The sequence below is a fragment of the Mesorhizobium sp. WSM1343 genome (assembly GCF_055901535.1).
In genome coordinates this window covers 1,953,238-1,974,978 of sequence record NZ_CM148370.1, presented here as the reverse complement: position 1 = coordinate 1,974,978, position 21,741 = coordinate 1,953,238, and the positions used below count along the sequence as shown (strand labels likewise).

Below are 21,741 nucleotides of genomic sequence, written 5' to 3'. Positions count from 1 at the left end.
GGGGAAAAGATGATTTCCAACATTGCCGAACTGATCGCCGACCGCATCGGCACGATGCCGGCCAGCGAACGGCGCGCGGCCCAGACACTGATTGCCTTCTACCCGATGATCGGCTTGAAAACGGTCGCTGAATTCTCGGCCGCAGCCGGCGTTTCCTCGCCGACAATCCTGCGTTTCGTCGCCCGGTTGGGCTTTCAGAACTATCCGGAGTTCCAGTCGAGCCTGCAGGACGAACTGGCGGCGCAACTGCAATCGCCGGCGACAAGGACGCTCAATCCGCCCTCGCCCGGCGGCGGGACCGTGTCGCCGATGCTGGAAGCGACGCTCGACAATATGCGCGAGACATTCAGACACCTGTCCGACAAGCAGCTTGCCGACATCGCCGCCCGGCTAGCGGACCGGCGCGGCAAGACCTTCCTGATCGGCGGCCGCTTCACCGATCCGCTGGCGCGCTACATGGCCGCCCACCTCGCCATCATCCAGCCGGATGTCTTTCACCTCGCCGGGCAGGAAAGCATGTGGCGTGACCGGCTGATCGACATGGGCAAGCGCGACGTGCTGGTCATCTTCGACATCAGGCGCTACCAGGACAGCCTCCTCCGCTTCGCCGAGAAGGCGCATCAGCGTGGCGTGCAGATCGTGCTGTTCACCGACCAGTGGCTGTCGCCGATCGCCCGCCTTGCTCGCCATGTCATCGCCGGACGAACCGCAGTGCCGTCGGCATGGGATTCATCGGCGGCCCTTTTCGTCGTCGCCGAAACGCTGATCGGCGCCGTCACCAGGCAACTGGAAGCAGAAGGCGCCAAACGCATTCGCGAGATGGAAAGTCTGCGTTAGTGCATATGCGATGATCCGAAGCGTTACGCATATTTTCTCAAACGTTACATATATTTAATGTGCGCAGCCCCCGGAGAATTGTCATAAAGACGCGATATCGAGGCGGCTTCTTTGCCTTACAATAGCCTCGCTGCGTCTGCTTCATTTCGGGAAACCGGTAGACGGAAGGATTGTTTTACCAACCGGAGTGCTGATGGCCGCCTGGAAACAGATACTTTTTGCACTCATGGTGCTGGTGGTGGCGGCAGCCGCCTGGCTGCGCTTTTATCCCGGCGCACCGGACGTGCTGGCACGTTGGGGCATCGACTGGGCTTACGCGGCAACGCCCCCGGCTGAAACCGGTGCCGCCAACGCGAGGCAGGCAAACGGCCGCAACGGCAACCAGCGGGTAAACGTGGTCGCCTTGGCGGCCACTTCGGCTGTTATCAACGACCGCCTGCAGGCGATCGGCACCGGCCGTGCCAACGCCTCGGTGACCGTCAATCCTTACAGCTCCGGCCGCCTCGCCGAACTGCTGGTCGAGTCCGGCAGCCATGTCGAAAAGGGACAGATCCTCGCCACCCTCGATTCCGAGACCGAAGTGATCTCTCAGGACCGTGCCAAGCTCGCCTTGCAGGACGCTCAGTCCAAGCTCGACCGCGTTAAGTCGCTGCGTGCCTCCAATGCCGCGACCCCGGTAGCCGTGGCTGATGCCGAGGTGGTGCTGGCGGGCGCCAAGCTGGCGCTTCAGGACGCGGAACTTGCACTGCAGCGCCGGTCGATCCTGGCGCCGATCGCCGGCACCGTCGGCATCCTGCCGATCTCGGCCGGCAATTACGTCACCAACCAGTCGGCCATCGCCACGCTCGACGACCGGTCCTCGATCCTGGTCGATTTCCTGGTGCCCGAGCGCTTCGCCGCCGCCGTCAAGGTCGGTGCGCAATTGACGGCGACGCCGATCGCCAATCCCAGCAACGCCTATAGCGGCACCGTTTCGGCCATCGACAACCACATCGATGAAAAGAGCCGCACCCTGCTGGTCAAGGCCAAGATCGCCAACCCGGCCGATTCGCTGCGCGCCGGCATGTCGTTCGGCATCACCATGAAATTTCCTGGGCAAACCTATCCGGCCGTCAGCCCGCTGGCGATCCTGTGGGGGTCGGACGGCGCCTATGTCTGGCAGATCGAGGATGGCAAGGCCAGGCGGGTCCCGGTGCGCATCATCCAGCGCAACACCGAGACCGTGCTGATCGACGCCGAGATCGACAATGGCGACATGGTGGTCACAGAAGGCACCCAGAGCGTCAGCGAGGGCGGCGCGGTTCGCCTTGCCGGCGAAGAGCAGCGCGCCGCGGACGCCGCCGCAGGCTCATGACCGGAACCATCAACACCGCCAGCGAGACCGGCTTCACCGCCCTGTTCATCCGCAGGCCGGTCATGGCCTTCGTGCTCAACACACTGATTGCGGTCGCCGGCCTGGCCGCTTTCTACGGCGTCGAGATCCGCGAACTGCCTGATGTCGACCGCGCGGTCGTCACTGTTTCCACCACCTTCGAGGGCGCGGCGGCCGAGACCGTCGACCGCGAACTGACTGACACGATCGAGGGCGCCGTCGCCCGCGTCTCAGGCGTCAAGTCGATCTCGTCGTCTTCCTCGTTCGGCTCGAGCCGCGTCACCATCGAGTTCAACGACGGCGTCGATCTGAATGTCGCCGCCTCGGACGTGCGTGATGCTGTCGGCCGCGTCGCCAACCAGATGCCCGACACCGCCGATCCGCCGCGCATCGTCAAGGCCGACGCCAATTCCGACGCGGTGATGCGACTGGCGGTAACCTCGGACAACATGTCGATCCAGGACATGACCGTGGTGGTCCAGGACCAGATCGAGGACGAGCTTGCCGCCGTGCCCGGCGTTGCCGACGTCCAGGTCTATGGCGACCGCGACAAGATCTTTCGCATCGATGTCGACCAGAACAAGCTGGCCAGCCTCGGCTTCACGGTTGCCGATCTCAGGGCCGCCCTTGCCTCGGTCGCTTTCGATTCCCCTGCCGGTTCGATCACCACGACCAACCAGGACCTGATCGTCCGCACGACTGCCGACGTGACCACGCCGGAAGAGTTCGAAAACATCATTGTCGGCGGCACGACGCGCATCCGCGACGTCGCCACCGTCACGCTCGGTCCCGACGTCGGCCAGACCACGCTGCGCTCGGACAGCAAGACCGGCATCGGCATCGGCATCATCCGCCAGGCGGAATCGAACACGCTGGACATCTCGACCGGTGTCCAGGCCGCCGTCGCCAAGCTGCAGGAAAACCTGCCCAAGGGCATGTCGATCAAGATCACCAGCGACGACGCCGTCTTCGTCAAGGGCGCGGTGCACGAGGTCGAGATCGCACTCGGCCTGTCCGTGACTATGGTGCTGATCGTCATCTATGTGTTTCTCCTCGACTGGCGCGCGACGCTGATCCCCGGCCTGTCGATGCCGGTCGCCATGATCGGCACCATCGCTGCCATCTATCTGGCCGGCTTCTCGGTCAACATCCTGACCCTGCTCGCTCTGGTGCTGGCGACGGGACTGGTCGTCGACGACGCCATCGTCGTGCTCGAAAACATCGTGCGACGACGCAATGAAGGCATGGGGCCCCGCGCCGCCGCCGTGCTTGGCGCGCAGGAAGTGTTTTTCGCCGTCATTGCCACCACCTTGACGCTGGTCGCCGTCTTCGTGCCGATTTCGTTCCTGCCCGGCCAGACCGGCGGCCTGTTCCGCGAATTCGGCTTCGTGCTTGCCATGTCGGTGCTATTGTCCTGCGTTGTGGCGCTGACGCTGTGCCCGATGCTCGCCTCGCGCATGCTGACCAGCGCATCGCTCCACCACGAAGGGGGCCATGGCATCGGCGCCCGCATCGGCGGCGCGCTCAGTACGGCCTACAAGCGCGGCCTACACGCCTGCCTCGACGCGCCATGGATCGTGCTTCTGGTCGCGGTGCTGTTTGCCGGCACCGCCTTCACGCTGTTCGGCACCATCCGCCAGGAGCTGACGCCGACCGAGGACCGCGCCGCCGTCCTTCTGCGCATCAGCGCCCCGCAAGGCGTCAGCCTCGACTATACGACGCAGCAGATGCAGAAGATCGAGAGACTGATCCAGCCGATGCGCGATTCCGGCGAGATCCGCTCGACCTTCGAGAATGCCGGCCAGAACGGCTCCTACAATTCCGGCTTCATGGTGATGACGTTGGCGCCGTGGAACGAGCGCAGCCGCAGCCAGCAGGAGATCATGGCCGAGATCAGCCAGTTGACCAGGCAGGTGCCGAGCGTGCGCATCTTCCCGGTACAGCCCAACAGCCTCGGCATCCGTGGCGCCGGCAACGGCCTGCAGTTCGCGCTGGTCGGCAACGACCGCAAGGCGCTCGGCGACGCAGCCGTGAAGATCATCGCCGAGATGCAGAAGGACGCGCGCTTCCAGACACCGCGCCTGTCGATCGACCCGACGCAACCGCAGCTCGCCGTGGCCATCGACCGCGAGCGCGCCTCCGACCTCGGCATCGACATATCGGGACTGGCCAACACCTTGCAGGCCATGCTCGACGGCAACGATGTCGTCGACGTCTACATTGCCGACCGCAGCTACGGCGTGAAGCTGGTCTCGACCACCAATCCGATCAACGATCCGACCGATCTGGAAAACATCTTCCTGAAGACGGCAGACGGACGTTTCGTGCCGATGTCGACCATCGCCACGCTGACCGAACGTGCCGTACCGCCATCACTGTCGCGCGAACAGCAGCAGCCCTCGGTGGCCATCACCTCCAACCTCAGTGGCGACTTCGCACTTGGCGACGCGCTCACCCGCGCCGAGGAGATCGCCACGCCGCTGCTGCCTGCGGGCAGCCGCATCCTGCCTCTGGCCGAGGCGGCGACGCTGGGCGAAACCAACAGCGCCATGATCACCATTTTCGGCTTCGCGCTGGTCATCATCCTTTTGGTGCTGGCCGCCCAGTTCGAAAGTTTCGTCAGTGCCGTCATCATCATGGCGACGGTGCCGCTCGGACTGGCCTGCGCGATTTTCGCGCTTCTGCTCTCGGGCACCAGTCTCAACGCCTACAGCCAGATCGGCCTGGTGCTTTTGGTTGGCGTCATGGCCAAGAACGGCATCCTGATCGTCGAATTCGCCAACCAGCTGCGCGATCGCGGGCTTGGCGTGCGCGAAGCGATCGAGCAGGCCTCGATCATCCGCGTGCGGCCGGTGATGATGACGATGATCTGCACCGTGCTCGGCGGCTTGCCGCTGGTGCTGGCGAGCGGCGCCGGTGCCGAGGCGCGCGTCGCGCTCGGCTGGGTCATCGTCGGCGGCCTGGGGCTGGCCACCGTCTCGACGCTGTTCCTGACGCCGGTCGCCTATCTCCTGCTTGGCCGCTTCGTCACGCCGAAGACCCATGAGGAAGCGCGACTGAAGCGCGAGTTGGAGGAAGCCGCCTACACCAATGTGGAACCGGCGGAGTAAAGAAATCCAGGGAAAAGTGTGTAGCGGTTTTCCGTCCGGAATTTCGTAAAAAAAAATAGTTCCGCCTATCTCAAGAACCGGCCTTCGATCGACCAGCGCGCGGCGAGGAAATTCAGCACCGCCGCCACCACGACACCGGCGATCTTTGCCGGCCACACTCCGGCGATGCCGGCAAACAGCGCGATGGAGAGGCTGGAGACGCCGAGCGAAATCAGCCCTCCAAGCGAGGCGAAGCGAAGGAATGCGTCACGCAGCCGGATGGCTCGATTGCGCTCGAACGACCAGAAGCCGTTCGCCGCGAAGGAAAAGGTGACGGCGATGAACCAGGCAGCAACGTTGGCCGGCAGCGGCGAAGCACCGAGCTTGAGCAGCAGGAAGAAGCTGGCAAGGTCGATGGCTGTGTTGGCCAGTCCAACAATGGCAAAGCGGACGATCTTGTTGCCGGTCGAACGCGGGGGCCGCTCGGCGTCGTTCATCCCCTGCCATCCATGATTGCGACATTGGCGCGGGCCAGGCTGGCTCCGAACGCGTCCGATGCCAGGGCCGCAAATTCGACCTCGCGCACACCTTGCATCGTGTCGCGCGCGCGCAGCGTCTCGTCGACATGGCCGGGATGGCACATGAACAGCCCTTGTTCCGGCAACCCTTCGACGGCGGCCTGCAGAACCGCAGTGAACTTTTCGGGCTGCCGCCAGTCATAGATGCCGGCGAGCGGCTGGAAAACGATGAAGCCGGCGCGCTGCATCGAACGGTTGAACCCGGCAGCGAGCGCGGCAATCGCGGCGACCTTCGACCCTGCGGCCAGCGCCGGGCCGCCGCGTAGGGCCGGCCTGTCGGCGCCTTCTGGAAACCGCGCGCGCAGCCATGTGCGCACGACGGGAAGGAAATGCACATGCTGATGCCCGTCGACGAAATCGGGGCGGCGGCCAAGCGCCTCGACGAAGCGGCTGTACTGGGCGTCAAGCTCGGCATGAACATGGCGCTCGTCGATGCGGCCGCGCAGAACAGGCAAGGCCAGTGCGCGGAGCGGTGGCAGCCGGCCTTCCGGCGCCAGGTTCGACCGGCCGGTAATGGTCAACTGGTCGGTCAAGGTGAGATGCAGCCCGACCGCGGCCCGGCCGCACAGCGGTTTTATGCGCGCTGCCTCCGCTTCCCATTCCGGAAAGCCGGTCATGCAGCTGGTGCCGGTCAGGCGGCCGCGATCGAGCAGGTCGAGAATCGCAGCGGAAACGCCGGGCGCCAGGCCGTAATCGTCGGCGATCAGGCGGATGCGCCGCGTCATCTGTTCGAAGTGCCCGGCTCCGGCCGATCGGCGGGGGCCACGCTGCGCACGACGTCGCGCACGAGATAGACCGGGCGATCCTTGCTCTCGCTGAGCGTGACCCAGACGTATTCGCCGATCAGGCCAAGCAAGGTCAGGTTGAGGCCGCCGAGCAGGACGACGGCAACCAGCAGGCTGGGGTAGCCCGGAACGGCAATGCCGTAGAAGATCACCTCGAAGAGCACCTTGGCGCCATAGAGCGCACCGGCCAACGCCGCGAGCAGCCCGCTGAGGCTGATGAGACGCAAGGGAATGACGGAAAAGGAAGTAAAACCTTCGAGCGAGAAGGCGATCAGGTTGAGCCGGCTCCATTTCGACGTGCCGCTGGCGCGGCCTTCCGGCGAATAGGGCAACGCCTTCTGGCGAAAGCCGGCCCAGGCAAACAGGCCCTTGTTGAAGCGCCGCTTGTCGCGCAGGCTGGTCAGCGCGCGCGCCACGGCGCCGCGCATGACGCGAAAGTCGCCGGCATTTTCGGGAATGTCGAAACGCTGGCTCGAGTTGATCAGGCTGTAGAAAAGCCGTGCAAGCTGGCTGCGCCGCCAGCTCGCCTCGCGGCGGTCGTTCTGCGCATAGACGACGTCGATGTCCGGATGGTCCACCAGCTCGGCGATCAGCTTCAGGCTGATGTCCAGGGAATGCTGGAGGTCGGCGTCCATGATCAGCACCATGTCGCCGCGCGACTGGTCGAGGCCGGCGAGCACCGCGACTTCCTTGCCGAAATTGCGGCTGAGGCGCACGATCTCCCACGACCCCGTCAGCGCTTGCGAAAACCGCACGGCACCATCGTCACGACTGCCGTCATCGACCAGGATCTTGTGCACGCCCATGCCGAAGCGTTGTGCCACGGCCACTTCGAGCTCGCCGAGCAGGCGCGCGAAGGCCGATGCCGATGCCGCCTCGTTGAAGAACGGTGCGACGATATCGAGGCTCGGCCGCAACTCAACCATTCGCGACTCCCGCATTCACCACCTTTTCCCGTGCCTTGGCCCAGAACCACCAGATCAGCGAACCGGCGATAAAAGTGACGGCGACCGGCCGGAACCAGGGGAAGAGGAAATCGTGCACATGGCGCTCGACGCCGCTCAACCCGGTCACGAACAGCGTCGTCGACAGCACCGAGGCAAGGACGCCGCCCCGTTCTTCGCGCCACAACAGGGCGATGGCAAGACCGGCTGGTACCGCGATCATGGCAAAGGTGTTTGGCTCGACGCGCGGGTTGAAGACGCACATGTAGAAAGTGGCTGTCAGGAAGATCGCCAGCGCCGCCTTTCCCTGTTCGAGCCTGCGGTCGAACCAGATGACGGCAGAAAGCGTAAACAGGGCCATGACCATGCGCACGATCGTTGCGCCGAATTCCGGAATTGGCAGTCCTATCGTGGTGAACGGTGCCGTGAAATCGGTGGGCACGAAATGGCTGGTGTTGTCGACGGCCATGGAGGTCAGCATCTGGATGAAGACACGATACTGGTCGTTGAGATAGCCGGCGGGAGCAAAAGCGTAAGGCAGTGCCAGCACGAACAGCAGCGCCAGCACCAGCACCGGTATCAGCCGGAGCCGAAGGGCTCCTACCAACAACAGCATTATGATCGCGGTCGGCTTGGCGATGATGGCAAGCGAAGCCCAGAAGAACGTCTCCGCCCGCCGCCCTTCCAGCGCCGACAGGGTGAGAATCCAGCAAGCGCCGGTCAAAAGGATCGTCGCCTGGCCGTTGCGGATCGCCCCCACCGCCATCGGCAAAGCGAGGAAAAGACCGAAAGAAAGCAGCCATGTCAGTTCGCCGCCGCCGAGCTTGCGCACCTGCCGCATCGCGGCGTAGGTCAGCACCGCAAAGCCAATGGAATGCCAAACCAAGCCGCCCAGATGCGGACCAAGCTTGACTATTGGAGTGTAGAGCGCGGCAAAGGCCGGCGCGTAGAGATACCCCATCTCGGACTGGGTGTCGTAGAGCGGCAGACCGGCCTGAAGCGCCACGCTGCCGTCGATATAGGCCTGCCATACCGTCCGCGTGTGCGGTGACCACAGGACCAGGGCAAGAACGACCAGGAACGCTCCGATCCACAGGCCAAACCCCAAACGGTCGAAAACCGGCTTGGAAATCGTCATCAAGGCGCTCCACACAATCCCGGAACTGGATCAGTCCAGCCTGTCCCGGCATTCGATGGCGGCGGCATATCACGGACGAAGTGGCGTGGCATAGGGGGCTGACGAACGTCAGGGCCGCACCTCCTTCGCCTCGAATATGCGTTCCCACCTTCATGGCTGCCGTCCGAGGCTGGCGACCTGACTAATCGTCAGTGAATTCGGGCAAACGAAAATAGGGGTTGCGCGGATCAAAGGGATATTTCGGCTCGCCCTTACCAGCAAGAACAGCCCCCGGAATCAGCACGCCTTTCGGCCCGAACTGATAGTCGATGCCGGCACAGAGGTGAGCGAGATCCTGGTAGTTGAAACTGCGCAACGCACTACCACCTTCAAATGCAGCTGTTTTGAGTTGCTCAGGCGTGAGCGGCCCGATCATCCTGTCGCGATAGGCTTTGATCTTGGCCTTGTTGAGTCTGGAGGCCTGACATTCGGCGCCGACGACCCGCGCCAGCATGATATTCCTGACCGCGGTCCCGGCAGGATCATCCAGCGGGGCCGAATATTTCTTGAGAAAGTAATTCGTACTGGGATCGTTCGTCATCGCCTTGCGCCAAAACGGCGGGAACTTTTCGGCAGCCTGTGCACCAATGGTACTGGCCATCGACATGAGGACAATCGGGACAAACCACCATTTTCTCACAAGCAGCCCCTTTTTTGCAGTAACTGGACTTCGCTCGCCAGCCATTTTCGTTCAAGGCCGGATGAACACCTTGCCGTTGGGCTTGGCCAGTTCGGCTGGCAGCCGCGCCATCGCCTCGGCGAGCGGCACTACCGCCGTCACGTCGGTCGACCAGCGCCCATCGGAAAAACGCTTCTGCGCTTCCAGGATCGCCGGGCCGCGGCGATCGCGGAACTGGCGCATCCACTCGCTCAGCCAAAACCCTTCGATATGCTTGTGCTGGAAGATCAGTTGGCCGGGCTCGCGGATAACGGTGGCTTCGGGATCGAGCCGCCCATAGATGATCCAGCGCGACCGCTTCGGCATGACGTCGAAGATGGCGGAGGCAAGCAGCCCGGTTACCGCGTCAAGGAAGATGCGCGGCTGTTCGGCCTTCATCACCTCGCGCAGCGCCGCCTTGAAATCCGGCGCCTTTTCATTGAGCACGTGCGCCGCGCCAAGCGCTTTCAGAGCCGCGGTCTGGTCATCGCGGCGCACGGTGACGATCGGCCGGAAACCCTCTTCGCTGGCCAGGCCGATGATCAGCTTGCAGAGCTGGCTGGCGCCGGCGGTCATGACGAAGGCCTTCTCGCCTTCCTCCTTGACGATGTCGAACATGGCGAGCGCCGTGAGCGGGTTGACGATCATCGCCGCACCGTCCTCGTCGCGAACGGTGTCGAGCAGCGGGATGCAGGCAGCCGCCTCGGCGACGGCATAGTCGGCCCACGAGCCCCAGTTGGTGACGCCGGTGGCAAAAGCCACGCGCTTGCCGATCAGGCTTTTGGGATAGGGCTCGTCCCCGCTGGCAACGACAATGCCGACACCCTCGAAGCCGGCCGGCTGGCCCTTGGCACGCGGCTGGCCGTACTGGCCCTTGACGAAGGCGACATCGGACGGATTGATCGAGGCGAGGCTGACCTTGATCAGCACCTGGCTGGGGCCCGGTGTCGGCACCGCGATGCTGCCCGGCTCGAGATAGGGCTCCATCGCCTCCAGCACACTGCCGCTCCGCGTCCTGGTGTAGCCATCGCCGACAAGCAGCAGCGCCTTCATTTCGGATGGGACGGTCATCGGAACACTCCTCGCTCGAGCCTCGGGTCGCGCCCGCATGACGATGCCGGCGCTCAAACCTTCTCCTGCGTGTATTTCCTCAACTCCGTCCGCGCCACCTGACGGCGATGCACGGCGTCCGGCCCGTCGGCAAGGCGCAAGGTCCGCAGATGCGTCCACGACCGCGCCAGCGGTGTGTCCTGGCTGATGCCTTGCGCGCCGAACATCTGCACCGCCTCGTCGGTGACCTTGAGCGCGACGCGCGGTGCGACCACCTTGATCTGGCTGATCCAGGGAGCAGCGGCCCGCGCATCGCCCTGGTCGATCATCCACGCCGCCTTGAGGCAGAGCAGCCGCGCCATCTCGATCTCCATGCGGCATTCGGCGATGATGTCGAAATTGGCGCCGAGCTTTGCCAGCTTCTGGCCGAAGGCCTCGCGGCGCACGGAACGCTGGCACAGCATCTCGAGCGCCATCTCGGCCTGTCCGATGGCGCGCATGCAGTGGTGGATGCGGCCGGGACCGAGCCGCCCTTGCGCGATCTCGAACCCCCTGCCCTCGCCGAGGATCAGGTTCGACGCCGGTACGCGCACATTGTCGAAGCGAAGATGCATGTGGCCATGCGGCGCGTCGTCATCGCCATAGACCTGCATGGCCCGGACCTTGGTCACACCTTTGGTGTCTGATGGCACCAGGATCATCGAATGACGGCGGTGCTGCGGCTCCTCATCGCCATCGGTCCTGACCATGACGATGTAGATGGCGCAGCGCGGATCGCCGGCGCCCGAAGCCCACCATTTCTCGCCATTGAGCACATAGTCGCCGCCGTGGCGTTCACAACGCATGGCAATGTTGGTGGCATCGGATGAAGCGACATCCGGCTCGGTCATCAGATAGGCCGAGCGGATATTGCCGTCGAGCAGCGGTTCCAGCCATGCTTTCTTGTGGTCGGTCGAGCCGTATCGCTCCAGCACCTCCATGTTGCCGGTGTCGGGCGCCGAGCAGTTGAAGGTCTCGGCGCCGAGATGCGCCTTGCCCATCTCTTCGGCCAGATAGGCGTATTCGACGGTGGAAAGGCCATAGCCGCGTTCCGAGCCGGTCAGCCAGAAATTCCACAGGCCGCGCTCTCTTGCGGTCTTCTTCAGCCCTTCGAGGATCTCGCTCTGACGCGCACTGTAGACCCAGCGGTTGCCTGCCTTGCCCACTTCGCTGAGGAATTCATGGTCGAGCGGCATGATCTCGTCGCGCACCATGGCCGCGACGCGCGCGTGGATTGGCTTCAGCCGCTCGGTCATGCCGAGATTCATCTCCGTCATCGGTCGCTAACCCTTCATACACGCCAGGCATTTTGTCAGTGGCAAGGATGACCGTACTTCGGATAGCCTTGTCAACGAACTGTTTGCCCGCATGCCGAGCGCGGAGAATTGTGATGAGCTATCTGGACGAACTGTTTTCGGTGGCCGGCAAGACCGCGCTGGTGACGGGTGCGGCGACCGGCATCGGCCGCATGGCGGCGACCGCGCTGGTCAAGGCCGGCGCCAGCGTGATGATCGCGTCGCGCAAGGGCGAGGATTGTATCAAGGTCGCCGAAGAGTTGAACCAGCTTGGTGCACCGGGCCGGGCCGACGGCTTCGCCGGCGACGTTTCCAGCGAAGCCGGCATCGCCGCACTCGTCGCCGAGGTCAAATCGCGCATCGAACGGCTGAACATTCTGGTCAACAACGCCGGCGTCTCCTGGGGCGCGCCGCTGGAAAGCTTCCCCTATTCGGCATGGGCCAAGGTGTTTGGCGTCAACGTCACCGCGGTTTTCCACCTGACCCGTGAATTGCTGCCGCTGCTCGATGCCGCCGCCAGCGACGCCGATCCGGCCAGGGTGATCAACCTCGGTTCGGTGATGGGCACGCAGCCGCTGGCCGACGACGCCTATTCCTACACCGCCTCGAAGGCTGCGGTTCATCATCTGACGCGCACACTGGCGCTCGAGTTCGCCGCCCGCCGCATCACCGTCAACGCCTTTGCCCCCGGCCCCTTCAAGAGCCGGATGACGGCATTCGCCACCGGTACGGATGAGCAGGCCAGACACGTCGGCAGCCATGTTCCGATCGGCCGTATCGGCGCACCGGATGACATTGCCGGCGCAACGCTCTATTTGTGCAGCCGTGCAGGCAGCTATGTCACTGGCGCCATCCTGCCGATCGACGGCGGACAGTCGGTGCAGCATGGGTTGACGCTGTTCAAGGAATGACATTTTCCGGCCACAGAAGCCGGGGGTGAACTGGAGGACATGAGCGTGGAACCGATCAGTCTCGATGTGCTTCTGGCCAGTGTCGGCAAGGAGGTCGGCGTGTCGCCGTGGCGGGTGGTCACGCAACGCATGATCGATCAGTTCGCCGACGCCACGGACGACCATCAGTTCATCCACTGCGATCCGGAGCGGGCGATGCGTGAAACGCCGTTCGGCGGCACCATCGCGCACGGCTTCCTGTCGCTGTCGCTGTTGTCGGCGATGACCTTCGAGACCATGCCGCCGCTGGAAAATGGCAAGATGGGCGTCAACCACGGCTTCGATTCGCTGCGCTTCCTGGCGCCGGTGAAAACCGGCGCGCGCATCCGCACCCGTTTCGTGCTGGCCGACGTCAAGGTCAGGCCGTCGGGCTGGGTGCAGACCGCGCATGACGTGACGATCGAGATCGAGGGTTCGAAGAAGCCGGCACTGACCGCGCGCTGGCTGACGCTGACCTTGATCGAACGCCAGCCCGAGACGGCATGAGTGATCCCGTTCTCGACCAGGCAGCGCTTGCGCCTTACCTCGAGGCGAGCATACCGGGCTTTTCCGGGCTTGCTGCAGTCGAGAAGTTCAAATCCGGCCAATCGAACCCGACCTACCTTTTGACGGCGGCAAGCGGCCGTTACGTGCTGCGCGCCAAGCCGCCGGGGCAATTGCTGAAATCGGCGCACCAGGTCGACCGCGAATTCAGGGTGATGAGCGCGCTTGCCGGCACCGCCGTGCCTGTGCCTGCCATGCTGCACCTGTCGGCGGAAGGCTCGCCCATCGGCCGCATGTTCTACGTGATGGATTTCCTCGACGGCCGCATTTTCTGGGATCCGGCCCTGCCGGAGGCTGGCGACAATGATGAACGCGCCGCCATCTACGATGCCATGAACGACACCCTCGCCGCCCTGCACGAGGTCGATGTCGAGACTGTGGGGCTCGGCGATTTCGGCCGGCCGGGCAATTATTTCGAGCGCCAACTGGCGCGCTGGACGAGCCAGTACCGTGCCTCGGAAACCGGCACCGTCGCCGACATGGACCGGCTGATTGCCTGGTTGGAAACGCATATGCCCGTAGATGACGGCCGGATCTCGCTGGTCCATGGCGACTATCGGCTGGACAATCTGATCTTCGCGCCGGACCGGCCAACGGTTCTGGCAGTGCTCGACTGGGAACTTTCGACATCAGGCCACCCCTTCGCCGATATCGCCTATCAATGCATGCAATGGCGGCTGCCGCACGCTTCCGGCTTTCGCGGCCTGGGCGGTATCGATCGTTCCGCACTCGGCCTGCCTTCCGAAGAGGACTACGTCGCCGCCTACTGCCGGCGGCGCGGGCTCACCGGTATCGGCAACTGGACGTTCTTCCTCGCCTTTTCCTTCTTCCGGCTGGCTGCAATCTGCCAAGGCGTCTTCAAACGGGCGCTGGACGGCAATGCCTCCAATCCCGAGAAGGCGAAAACCTATGGCGAGGCGGTGAAGCTGCTTTCGTGTCTTGCCGCAGAACTGATCGACAGGGAGGCGTGATGGGCCGTTTCGAGAGAGGAACGGTGCTGATCACGGGGCTGCCAAATTACGACAAGCGTCGGCACGATCCGAAGCATACCGTTTGGGAACTTCCCGTGCCCTTGTCCGTTTCCGTACAGCGTATATAATTTAGCCAGCCACCAACCCAACCGAAGGCACCAGATCTTGCCGCAGAGCGTCCAGACACGCCGCGAGAAACAAAAGGCAGAACTGCGCTCCGAATTGCTCGAGGCCGCGCATAAGCTTGTCCAGGAAGAGGGCTATGAGGGCCTGACCATCCGCAAGCTGGCCAAGCGGGTCGGCTACGCCCCGATGTCCGTTTATTCCTACTTCGCCGACAAGCAGGACATCCTGTTCGCTCTGGCCGAGGACGCATTCGAGACGCTTGCTCGCCGCATCGAGGAGCATCCGTCCGATGATCCGATCGCAGCCTTGCAGGCGGTGATGACGGAATATGCCGCCTTCGGGCTCGGCAATCCCAACGAATACCGCACCGTATTCATGACCGAAAAGACCAAGCTGCCGGAAGGCAGGAGCTACGACGACATGGAAGAGAGCAACCCGGCGATGAAGGCGCTGATCAGCCGGGTCGAGGCCTGCGTTGCCGCCGGAAAATTGCAGGGCGATCCGCGCGCCATCGCCACCATGCTGTGGGCGGTCGGCCACGGCACGATCTCGCTGCTCATCACCTTTCCATTCTACCCCTTCGGCGACCCGCAGGCCTTCGTGAAGCGGATGTGCGATTTCACGCTCGCCACGCTCAGCACGCAAAACGTCCCGCCGTTGACCGAGACACCAGTCAACTGCTGAACGCCGTTTCCTTTCATTTCCATATTTTCTCTCCGCCCCAGCCAAACCCTGGGGGGATTTCTTGGTTAACGAAAAATTTATCGTACGCGTACGGTTTTCCCTTGAATTCCCAATCGACGGTGTATACGTACAGTCTATCGTACATGTACGAGAAAAATTCACCCGTCGGTACGAATTGAATTCGACCCGGAAACCGGAGACTGACAATGAAAAAGACACTCCTCACCCTCGCCGCCGTGCTGGCACTTTCGGGCTCGGCTTTCGCCGCCAACACCACCCCTCCGGTCAAGCATGCGCCGGTGGCGGCGTGCGTTGACACCAAGACCAACCTGAAGCTCGATTGCGCTTCGACCGGTTCGGTCGAGAAGAAGGGTGCCACGGAAAACACCGCTGAAGGCAAGGGCCCGCGGCTCGGCATCAGCATCAATCCGTGGATTGTGCCGAGCGCATTCTGATATCAGCAAAGATCGCGTCTGGCCGGCACAAGCCGGCCAGCTTCAAGCGACCGAAATCGGCAGCTTCGCTGCTGAACTCTCAAAGGCTGCGTCGATCAGCTTCTGCATGTCGGCGGCGCGCCGGAACGACGGATCGCCATTCCGGCCTGCATCCAGCGCATCGGCAAAGCGTCGCGCATTGCGCTTGACACTGGGCAGATCCAAAGTCCGCCAGCGCTGAAGATCGACATCCCCGCCGAGGCAGGCCGACAGGCTCGATGCCTTGCCGTCCGTCTCGACCTTGATGGCGCCCTGGGTGCCGTGCAGGGCCAGCGACAAATCGTTGGCGTGACCGGTCATGTAGCGGCTCGCCACGATCGTGGCAAGCGCGCCGCAATCGAGCCGCGCCGTCATTGCCACGCTGTCATTGGCGTCCAGCACATAGTCGCCGATGCGCTCGCCCTCGGCCTTCGGAAACGTCATCAGATCGGCATGCAGGCTGACGATATCCTGGCCGGCGCCATAGGTGGCGAAATCCAGGATATGGATGCCGACATCGCCCAGCACGCCGGTCGAGCCGTGCCGGCTGGACAAGCGCCACAGCCATTTGTCCTCGACCCGCCAGTCACCCCATGATTTGCTGACCAGCCAGCTTTGCCGGTAGCTCGCCTCGACATGGCGCAACGCGCCGATCTCGCCGGCCTGAACCATGCGCCGCGCCTCGTGGATCGCCGGTGAGTTGCGATAGGTGAGGTTGACCATGTTGATCACCCCGGCAGCCTCGGCCGCTTGCGTCATATCAAACGCGTCGGCGTAGTTCGGCGCCAGCGGCTTTTCGCAAAACACATGTTTTGCCACGCCGAGCAGCGCCAGCGTCGTCGCCCTATGCGCACCATCCGGCGTCGCGTTGATGGCGGCATCGAACTGGCCCCAGGCGATCGCCGCCTCCAGGCTCTCGAAAGAATCGCCGATCTTGCTGGCCGCGGCGAACGCCGCAGCGCGGCCGGGCACCTGGTCGACACAGGCGACGATGCTGCAGCCGGGAATCCCGGCAAACTCCTCGACATGATGCCCGGCGATACCGCCGGTGCCGAGCAGAAGAATTCGATGCATTAGCCCCAAGCCCCCAAAATCAACTCACGCCTTGGGCAACTCAGGCCCGATCAGCTCAGGCCGCCCCAATCAGCTCAGGCCCTTGTCGCCATCGGCATGCAGGCGCAGCCCCTTCTGCACGATCTTCTCCTTGGCCGCATCCGTCGGCACGTTCGGCGCATTGGTGATGCCGGACCATGCCGGCGCCGGGTTGTGCGCCCAATGGACGGCGTTGCGCAGCACCTGCTGCACGCCCTCATTGTGATAGATCGGATAGGTCTCGTGGCCGGGCGAGAAGTAGAAGATCCGTCCCGCGCCGCGCTGGTACGTCAGCCCGGACCGGAACACCTCGCCGCCCTCGTACCAGGAGACGAACACCGTCTCCAGCGGCTCCGGCACCGCGAACGGCTCGCCATACATTTCGGTCTCGCCGATCTCCAGGCACTCGCCGATGCCTTGCGCGATCGGGTGGCCGCGGTTGATCGCCCAGACGCGCTCGCGCTCGCCCGCCTCGCGCCATTTCAGCGAACAGGGCGTGCCCATCAGCCGCTTGAAGATCTTTGAGTAGTGACCGGAATGGAGCACGATCAGGCCCATCCCTTCCCACACCCGCTTCTGCACCCGCTCGACGATCTCGTCCTTGACCTCGCCATGTGCCGCGTGGCCCCACCACAAAAGCACGTCGGTGGCCGCCAGGCGCTTTTCGCTCAGGCCGTGCTCGGGCTCCTGCAAGGTGGCGGTGGCCGCCTCGATGCCCTTGTCCTGGTTGAGCGCGGCGGCGATGGTGCCGTGCATCCCCAAGGGATAGAGTTCGCGCACGGCTTCATTGGTCTGCTCGTGGACGTTCTCGCCCCAAACGATCGCTTTTGTCGGCATTTTCATCTCCCAAAGCGCTTTAAATAGCACGCCCAAGGAGATTGAGAAGGTCCGATGCGATCTGGCCCGATGGAATACTAGGTCTTGCGCTTCTTGCGCCCCGGCACGGTCTTGGCCTTGCCCGGTTTCGCCGGTGCGCCGGGGATGGCGGTTCCGGTAATGGATACCGGATCGCTGGCCGGGAACGTGTCTTCAAGGCCTTCCTCGAGTTCCTCTTCGGCGCTCGGGGCTTCATGTCGCTCATGTTCGAGCGAGCGGACGGCCGATGTCTTTTTGACCGGCGACTTCGGCGCGGAATTCGACGGCATCGGCATTTCTCCCTCGGCGTGCGGATGCAGAACGAGCGTGCCCTGCAAAACGTTCCGAGTTCAGACCGCCGCGTCGCGCGATCCCTCGGACAGGAAAGTAAAGACATAGTCCGAGAAGGAACGCCAGCATTCGACCCGGAAGGCATCGGCGGCTGTGCGCAACAGCACGATCTCGGTCTTGCCCAGGATGGTGCGCGACGCCGCGCCCACCGGGAAGGCGTCGAGCGACAGATCCTGCGGGCAGCCCGCATTGATCGTCGCCGCTGCCCCGGTGCCCGTCACTGATATCGCGATGTTGCGATGCGAGACGCCGACCGCCGAATGCAGCGCGGATACTTTGGCGCAATCGGCGAGCGGATCGTTGCCGGCCTCATCGATGACAAGCCATTCGTCAGGGCCGAGCCACAGAGCGGTGCGCCCACCCCTCGCGGCAGAGGTTTTCGGCTTGTTCGGCAAGGCCACGCCAAGCGCCTTCGAAAGCGCTGCGACCGAAGCCTCCGGCGCACGCAGCGAAATGCGCTCGGCCGGCGGCAGCACCTCGACCTTGACGGCGGCGGCAGTGGTGCTGCGACCGGCCAGCGCCGGACGGCGTTCTACCGAAGACGATGCAGCTGGCGTCGTCTTTCTTGCAGCGGCCTTAGCCATTGAGGCGCCCTCCCGTTTCGTCGAAGAACACCATGCCGGTAACCTCCACTTCGATCACCCCGTTCGGCATCGGCACGTAGAGTGTCTCGCCGATGCGGTCGCGACCGCCGGCGACCAGCGCCAGCGCGATCGAGCGGCCGCAATTTTCCGACCAGTAGCTCGAAGTGACATGGCCGATCATCTTCATCGGGATCGCCTGCTTCGGATCCTCGACGATCTGCGCGCCTTCTTCGAGCACCACCTTGGGATCTTTGGTCTTGAGGCCCACCAGCTGTTTGCGGCCCTTGGCGACAAGGTCCGGCCGAGTCAGGCCGCGGATGCCGACGAAATCGGTCTTCTTCTTGCCGACCGCCCAGTCGAGGCCGGCGTCGTTCGGCGTTACCGTGCCATCGGTGTCCTGGCCGACGATGATGTAGCCCTTTTCGGCGCGCAGCACGTGCATCGCCTCGGTGCCGTAGGCCGCCGCACCATGCTTCTGGCCTTCGGCCCACAGCGCTTCCCAGACCGTCTGGCCATAATCGGCCGGCACATTGATCTCGAACCCGCGCTCGCCGGTGAACGACATGCGGAACAGCCGCGTCGGCACGCCGCAGATCTTGCCTTCGCGCACCGACATGTGCGGCAGCGCCTCGTCCGACATGTCGATGCCTTCGACCAGCGGCGCGATGATGTCGCGCGACTTGGGTCCCTGAACGGCGATGACCGCCCACTGCTCGGTGATCGAGGTCAGCCAGACATTGAGATGCGGGAACTCGGTCTGGAGATAATCCTCCATATGGTTCATGACGCGCGGCGCACCGCCGGTCGTCGTCGTCACATGGAAACGGTCGGGCGCCAGCCTGCCGACGACGCCGTCATCATAGATGAACCCGTCCTCGCGCAGCATGATGCCGTAGCGGCAGCGGCCGGGTTCCAGCTTCTCCCAAGGGTTGGTGTAGAGCAGCTCCATGAAATTGGCCGCATCCGGCCCGACCACTTCGATCTTGCCGAGCGTCGAGGCATCGAACAGGCCGGCCGTCTTGCGCACGGCGACGCATTCGCGGTCGACCGCGGCGTGCATGTCCTCGCCCGCCTTGGGGAAATACCAGGCGCGCTTCCACTGGCCGACATCCTCGAACACCGCGCCTTGCGCCTCGGCCCAGGGATGGATCGCCGTTTTACGCGTCGGGTCGAACAGCGGCCCGCGCGCATGGCTGACGATGGCGCCGAAGGTCACCGGCGTATAGGGCGCCCGGAACGTGGTCAGGCCGACCTCCGGGATCGGCTTTCCCAGCATCTCGGCGGCAATCGCCAGGCCGTGCATGTTGGAGGTCTTGCCCTGATCGGTGGCCATGCCGTTGGTGGTGAAGCGCTTGACGTGCTCGATCGAGCGCATGCCTTCGTGCACCGCCTGGCGGATATCCTTGGCGGTGACGTCGTTCTGGAAGTCGACAAACGCCTTCACCGTGGTGTCCGGCCCGGCGCCAGGAGCCGCACCCAGCATGCCGCGCGACCAGCTCTCGGAGGTGTCGACCTTCGGCTTCGTACCCTTGGCGGTTTTCGCGCCCGCATCCCTGGCCGCTTTGGCGCCCGCGGCATAGGCCTCGTCGACCGTCGCCGATAGGCCGTCGGTACCATTGCAGGCGCCGACAGAGACGCAGTCCTGCGCATAGGCGCCCGGCACGAAGCGCTTGGTCTCGTCGTTGAAGGCGACCTTGCCGCGCGACTGCGAGAACAGATGCACCGACGGCGTCCAGCCGGCCGACATCAGGATCGCGTCGACCGGGATGGTGCGTTCGCCGCCGCCATTCTTCGGTTGCACCGTCATTGAGGAAACGCGCAGCTTGCCGCCGGCGCGGATCACCGCGCGGCCGAAATTGATCTCGATGCCGAGCGCCCTCGCCTCGTCGATCACCGGTCCGGTCGGATTGTCGCGCAGATCGACGATCGCCGCCACGTTGACGCCGGCCTTCTTCAGGTCGATCGCCGCCGCATAGGCAGAGTCATTGGCGGTGTAGACGCCGACATTCCTGCCGACCGCGACGCCATAGTGGTTGAGATAGGTGCGCGCCGCGCCCGCCAGCATGATGCCCGGCCGGTCATTGTCGGCGAACACCATGTGGCGCTCGATCGCGCCGGAGGCCAGTACCACGCGCTTGGCCCTGACCTGCCACAGCCGCTCGCGCGCCAGATCGTGGCCGGGAGCCTTCAGATGATCGCTGACACGCTCGACCAGGCCGACGAAATTCTGCGCGTAATAACCGAACGCCGTCGTGCGCGGGAGCACGCGGACATTGTCCATCGCGGCGAGCTTCGCCACCACAGCTTGCGCCCAGGCAAAGCCGTCCTGGCCGTCGATTTTCGCGCCGCTCTCGAAACGCAGGCTGCCGCCGAACTCGGCCTGCTCGTCGGCGAGGATGACGCGCACGCCGGTCTCCGCCGCTGCCAATGCCGCCGCGATGCCCGCCGCACCGCCGCCCAGCACCAGCACGTCGCAATGCGCATAGCGTGACGAATAATGGTCGGGATCGGGCTGGTCCGGGGAAACGCCAAGACCGGCCGCGGCGCGGATCTTGGGCTCGTACAGGCTCTTCCATGCCGCCTTCGGCCACATGAAGGTCTTGTAGTAGAAGCCGGCCGAAAACATCGGCGACGCGATGTCGTTGACCGCACCGACGTCGAAGGACAGCGACGGCCAGCGGTTCTGCGACTGCGCCTCGAGCCCGTCATAAAGCTCCTGCACGGTTGCGCGCACGTTCGGCGTCTTGCGTGCCGCGTCGCGCCTGATTTCGACCAGCGCGTTCGGCTCCTCGGCGCCCGCCGACAGGATGCCGCGCGGACGGTGGTACTTGAACGAACGGCCGACCAGATGGACGCCATTGGCGAGCAGCGCCGAGGCCAGCGTGTCGCCCTCGATGCCGGCATAGGACTGGCCATCGAAGCTGAAACGCGCGGTCTTGGCTTGGCTGAAGCGGCCGGCGCCGGAAATGCGGTACGACGCGCCGCTCATTTGCCAACTCCTGGCAGCTTGGAGGGTTTGGGTTCGCCGGCCTTGTAGGTCATGACGAACCTGTCGGTGACGGTGTCGCGCACGGCGTTGAAGAAACGCGCGCAGCCATGCATGTGCCGCCACCGCTCATAGATGATGCCCTTGGGGTTGGAGCGGATGAAGAAGAACTTTTCGAAATCGTCGTCGCTCTCGCCGGCCATATTGGCCGAGCGCGCGATATGCGCCTCGCCGGCGTTGCGGAACTCGAGTTCCGGACGCTCTTCCTCGCAATAGGGGCAGCGGATGAGAAGCATTTGTTC

Annotated in this window: 21 protein-coding genes; 8 read left to right on the top strand and 13 right to left on the bottom strand. The window is 64.0% G+C overall.

All coding sequences use genetic code 11. The features are described 5' to 3' along the window. Positions 1–9: 9 nt before the first annotated feature. From AC0NIL_RS09575 to AC0NIL_RS09565, 3 genes are all read left to right on the top strand, one after another. Positions 10–837 carry a MurR/RpiR family transcriptional regulator gene (locus AC0NIL_RS09575; protein ID WP_013529679.1) on the top strand — a complete coding sequence of 276 codons (828 nt, stop codon included), beginning with the start codon at positions 10–12 and terminating at the stop codon, positions 835–837. A 193-nt stretch (positions 838–1,030) separates the two neighbouring features. Further along, the gene (locus AC0NIL_RS09570) at positions 1,031–2,191 is read left to right on the top strand and encodes an efflux RND transporter periplasmic adaptor subunit (RefSeq protein ID WP_013529678.1); all 1,161 of its coding nucleotides are present in this window, start codon (positions 1,031–1,033) and stop codon (positions 2,189–2,191) included. After that, on the top strand, positions 2,188–5,319 hold the full coding sequence (locus tag AC0NIL_RS09565) for an efflux RND transporter permease subunit (RefSeq protein ID WP_473572546.1): 3,132 nt from the start codon (positions 2,188–2,190) through the stop codon (positions 5,317–5,319). Before AC0NIL_RS09570 ends, AC0NIL_RS09565 begins: the two co-directional genes overlap by 4 nt. A gap of 65 nt (positions 5,320–5,384) precedes the next feature. Here AC0NIL_RS09565 and AC0NIL_RS09560 read toward each other — a convergent pair whose 3' ends face one another. The 7 genes from AC0NIL_RS09560 to AC0NIL_RS09530 form a co-directional block, all read right to left on the bottom strand. Further along, positions 5,385–5,795, bottom strand: coding sequence for a GtrA family protein (locus AC0NIL_RS09560; RefSeq protein ID WP_013529676.1), 411 nt, complete (start codon positions 5,793–5,795; stop codon positions 5,385–5,387). After that, the gene (locus AC0NIL_RS09555; RefSeq protein ID WP_063168965.1) at positions 5,792–6,601 is read right to left on the bottom strand and encodes a ChbG/HpnK family deacetylase; all 810 of its coding nucleotides are present in this window, start codon (positions 6,599–6,601) and stop codon (positions 5,792–5,794) included. The genes AC0NIL_RS09560 and AC0NIL_RS09555 overlap by 4 nt, the downstream gene beginning before the upstream one ends. Next, positions 6,598–7,587, bottom strand: coding sequence for a glycosyltransferase family 2 protein (locus AC0NIL_RS09550; RefSeq protein ID WP_032808129.1), 990 nt, complete (start codon positions 7,585–7,587; stop codon positions 6,598–6,600). Before AC0NIL_RS09550 ends, AC0NIL_RS09555 begins: the two co-directional genes overlap by 4 nt. Then, the gene (locus AC0NIL_RS09545; protein ID WP_337123672.1) at positions 7,580–8,743 is read right to left on the bottom strand and encodes a glycosyltransferase 87 family protein; all 1,164 of its coding nucleotides are present in this window, start codon (positions 8,741–8,743) and stop codon (positions 7,580–7,582) included. The genes AC0NIL_RS09550 and AC0NIL_RS09545 overlap by 8 nt, the downstream gene beginning before the upstream one ends. A 181-nt stretch (positions 8,744–8,924) precedes the next feature. Further along, positions 8,925–9,467: a hypothetical protein gene (locus AC0NIL_RS09540; RefSeq protein WP_473572547.1), complete on the bottom strand. Its 543-nt coding sequence runs from the start codon at positions 9,465–9,467 to the stop codon at positions 8,925–8,927. Positions 9,468–9,473: 6 nt separating this feature from the next. Next, entirely contained in the window at positions 9,474–10,511 is a 1,038-nt protein-coding gene (locus AC0NIL_RS09535) for a zinc-binding dehydrogenase (RefSeq protein ID WP_473572548.1), read from the bottom strand. A 53-nt stretch (positions 10,512–10,564) separates the two neighbouring features. Continuing rightward, positions 10,565–11,806, bottom strand: coding sequence for an acyl-CoA dehydrogenase family protein (locus tag AC0NIL_RS09530; protein WP_473572549.1), 1,242 nt, complete (start codon positions 11,804–11,806; stop codon positions 10,565–10,567). A 113-nt stretch (positions 11,807–11,919) separates the two neighbouring features. Between AC0NIL_RS09530 and AC0NIL_RS09525 the strand changes: the two genes are divergently transcribed. The 5 genes from AC0NIL_RS09525 to AC0NIL_RS09505 all read left to right on the top strand — a co-directional run bounded on the left by AC0NIL_RS09525 (position 11,920) and on the right by AC0NIL_RS09505 (position 15,553). Then, complete coding sequence (locus AC0NIL_RS09525) at positions 11,920–12,735, top strand: SDR family oxidoreductase (protein WP_473572550.1); 816 nt, start codon at positions 11,920–11,922, stop codon at positions 12,733–12,735. A gap of 39 nt (positions 12,736–12,774) precedes the next feature. Further along, complete coding sequence (locus tag AC0NIL_RS09520) at positions 12,775–13,260, top strand: MaoC family dehydratase (RefSeq protein WP_263484965.1); 486 nt, start codon at positions 12,775–12,777, stop codon at positions 13,258–13,260. Next, entirely contained in the window at positions 13,257–14,288 is a 1,032-nt protein-coding gene (locus tag AC0NIL_RS09515; protein WP_024502772.1) for a phosphotransferase family protein, read from the top strand. The genes AC0NIL_RS09520 and AC0NIL_RS09515 overlap by 4 nt, the downstream gene beginning before the upstream one ends. A gap of 165 nt (positions 14,289–14,453) precedes the next feature. After that, the gene (locus tag AC0NIL_RS09510) at positions 14,454–15,098 is read left to right on the top strand and encodes a TetR/AcrR family transcriptional regulator (protein WP_013529665.1); all 645 of its coding nucleotides are present in this window, start codon (positions 14,454–14,456) and stop codon (positions 15,096–15,098) included. A gap of 206 nt (positions 15,099–15,304) precedes the next feature. After that, positions 15,305–15,553 carry a DUF680 domain-containing protein gene (locus AC0NIL_RS09505; protein WP_224621347.1) on the top strand — a complete coding sequence of 83 codons (249 nt, stop codon included), beginning with the start codon at positions 15,305–15,307 and terminating at the stop codon, positions 15,551–15,553. Between the two features lie 42 nt (positions 15,554–15,595). On the opposite strand, the gene AC0NIL_RS09500 is transcribed toward AC0NIL_RS09505, so the two are convergent. The 6 genes from AC0NIL_RS09500 to AC0NIL_RS09475 form a co-directional block, all read right to left on the bottom strand. Next, positions 15,596–16,645, bottom strand: coding sequence for a Gfo/Idh/MocA family protein (locus tag AC0NIL_RS09500; protein ID WP_473572551.1), 1,050 nt, complete (start codon positions 16,643–16,645; stop codon positions 15,596–15,598). 69 nt (positions 16,646–16,714) lie between these two features. Next, the gene (locus AC0NIL_RS09495; protein WP_027161369.1) at positions 16,715–17,500 is read right to left on the bottom strand and encodes a ThuA domain-containing protein; all 786 of its coding nucleotides are present in this window, start codon (positions 17,498–17,500) and stop codon (positions 16,715–16,717) included. Between the two features lie 77 nt (positions 17,501–17,577). Continuing rightward, on the bottom strand, positions 17,578–17,808 hold the full coding sequence (locus AC0NIL_RS09490; RefSeq protein WP_024502775.1) for a hypothetical protein: 231 nt from the start codon (positions 17,806–17,808) through the stop codon (positions 17,578–17,580). A gap of 60 nt (positions 17,809–17,868) precedes the next feature. Then, complete coding sequence (locus tag AC0NIL_RS09485; RefSeq protein ID WP_473572552.1) at positions 17,869–18,453, bottom strand: sarcosine oxidase subunit gamma; 585 nt, start codon at positions 18,451–18,453, stop codon at positions 17,869–17,871. Then, positions 18,446–21,442 (bottom strand): sarcosine oxidase subunit alpha, encoded by a 2,997-nt coding sequence (locus tag AC0NIL_RS09480; protein ID WP_473572553.1) that lies wholly within the window; start codon positions 21,440–21,442, stop codon positions 18,446–18,448. The genes AC0NIL_RS09485 and AC0NIL_RS09480 overlap by 8 nt, the downstream gene beginning before the upstream one ends. After that, positions 21,439–21,735, bottom strand: coding sequence for a sarcosine oxidase subunit delta (locus tag AC0NIL_RS09475; protein WP_013529658.1), 297 nt, complete (start codon positions 21,733–21,735; stop codon positions 21,439–21,441). The genes AC0NIL_RS09480 and AC0NIL_RS09475 overlap by 4 nt, the downstream gene beginning before the upstream one ends. Between the last annotated feature and the right edge of the window lie 6 nt (positions 21,736–21,741).

Bases quoted from the DNA above. Each gene is read 5' to 3' on its own strand.
- AC0NIL_RS09575 (WP_013529679.1), top strand. From the start codon at position 10: ATGATTTCCAACATTGCCGAACTGATCGCCGACCGCATCGGCACGATG.
- AC0NIL_RS09570 (WP_013529678.1), top strand. From the start codon at position 1,031: ATGGCCGCCTGGAAACAGATACTTTTTGCACTCATGGTGCTGGTGGTG.
- AC0NIL_RS09565 (WP_473572546.1), top strand. From the start codon at position 2,188: ATGACCGGAACCATCAACACCGCCAGCGAGACCGGCTTCACCGCCCTG.
- AC0NIL_RS09560 (WP_013529676.1), bottom strand. From the start codon at position 5,795: ATGAACGACGCCGAGCGGCCCCCGCGTTCGACCGGCAACAAGATCGTC.
- AC0NIL_RS09555 (WP_063168965.1), bottom strand. From the start codon at position 6,601: ATGACGCGGCGCATCCGCCTGATCGCCGACGATTACGGCCTGGCGCCC.
- AC0NIL_RS09550 (WP_032808129.1), bottom strand. From the start codon at position 7,587: ATGGTTGAGTTGCGGCCGAGCCTCGATATCGTCGCACCGTTCTTCAAC.
- AC0NIL_RS09545 (WP_337123672.1), bottom strand. From the start codon at position 8,743: ATGACGATTTCCAAGCCGGTTTTCGACCGTTTGGGGTTTGGCCTGTGG.
- AC0NIL_RS09540 (WP_473572547.1), bottom strand. From the start codon at position 9,467: ATGGCTGGCGAGCGAAGTCCAGTTACTGCAAAAAAGGGGCTGCTTGTG.
- AC0NIL_RS09535 (WP_473572548.1), bottom strand. From the start codon at position 10,511: ATGACCGTCCCATCCGAAATGAAGGCGCTGCTGCTTGTCGGCGATGGC.
- AC0NIL_RS09530 (WP_473572549.1), bottom strand. From the start codon at position 11,806: ATGACGGAGATGAATCTCGGCATGACCGAGCGGCTGAAGCCAATCCAC.
- AC0NIL_RS09525 (WP_473572550.1), top strand. From the start codon at position 11,920: ATGAGCTATCTGGACGAACTGTTTTCGGTGGCCGGCAAGACCGCGCTG.
- AC0NIL_RS09520 (WP_263484965.1), top strand. From the start codon at position 12,775: ATGAGCGTGGAACCGATCAGTCTCGATGTGCTTCTGGCCAGTGTCGGC.
- AC0NIL_RS09515 (WP_024502772.1), top strand. From the start codon at position 13,257: ATGAGTGATCCCGTTCTCGACCAGGCAGCGCTTGCGCCTTACCTCGAG.
- AC0NIL_RS09505 (WP_224621347.1), top strand. From the start codon at position 15,305: ATGAAAAAGACACTCCTCACCCTCGCCGCCGTGCTGGCACTTTCGGGC.
- AC0NIL_RS09500 (WP_473572551.1), bottom strand. From the start codon at position 16,645: ATGCATCGAATTCTTCTGCTCGGCACCGGCGGTATCGCCGGGCATCAT.
- AC0NIL_RS09495 (WP_027161369.1), bottom strand. From the start codon at position 17,500: ATGCCGACAAAAGCGATCGTTTGGGGCGAGAACGTCCACGAGCAGACC.
- AC0NIL_RS09490 (WP_024502775.1), bottom strand. From the start codon at position 17,808: ATGCCGTCGAATTCCGCGCCGAAGTCGCCGGTCAAAAAGACATCGGCC.
- AC0NIL_RS09485 (WP_473572552.1), bottom strand. From the start codon at position 18,453: ATGGCTAAGGCCGCTGCAAGAAAGACGACGCCAGCTGCATCGTCTTCG.
- AC0NIL_RS09480 (WP_473572553.1), bottom strand. From the start codon at position 21,442: ATGAGCGGCGCGTCGTACCGCATTTCCGGCGCCGGCCGCTTCAGCCAA.
- AC0NIL_RS09475 (WP_013529658.1), bottom strand. From the start codon at position 21,735: ATGCTTCTCATCCGCTGCCCCTATTGCGAGGAAGAGCGTCCGGAACTC.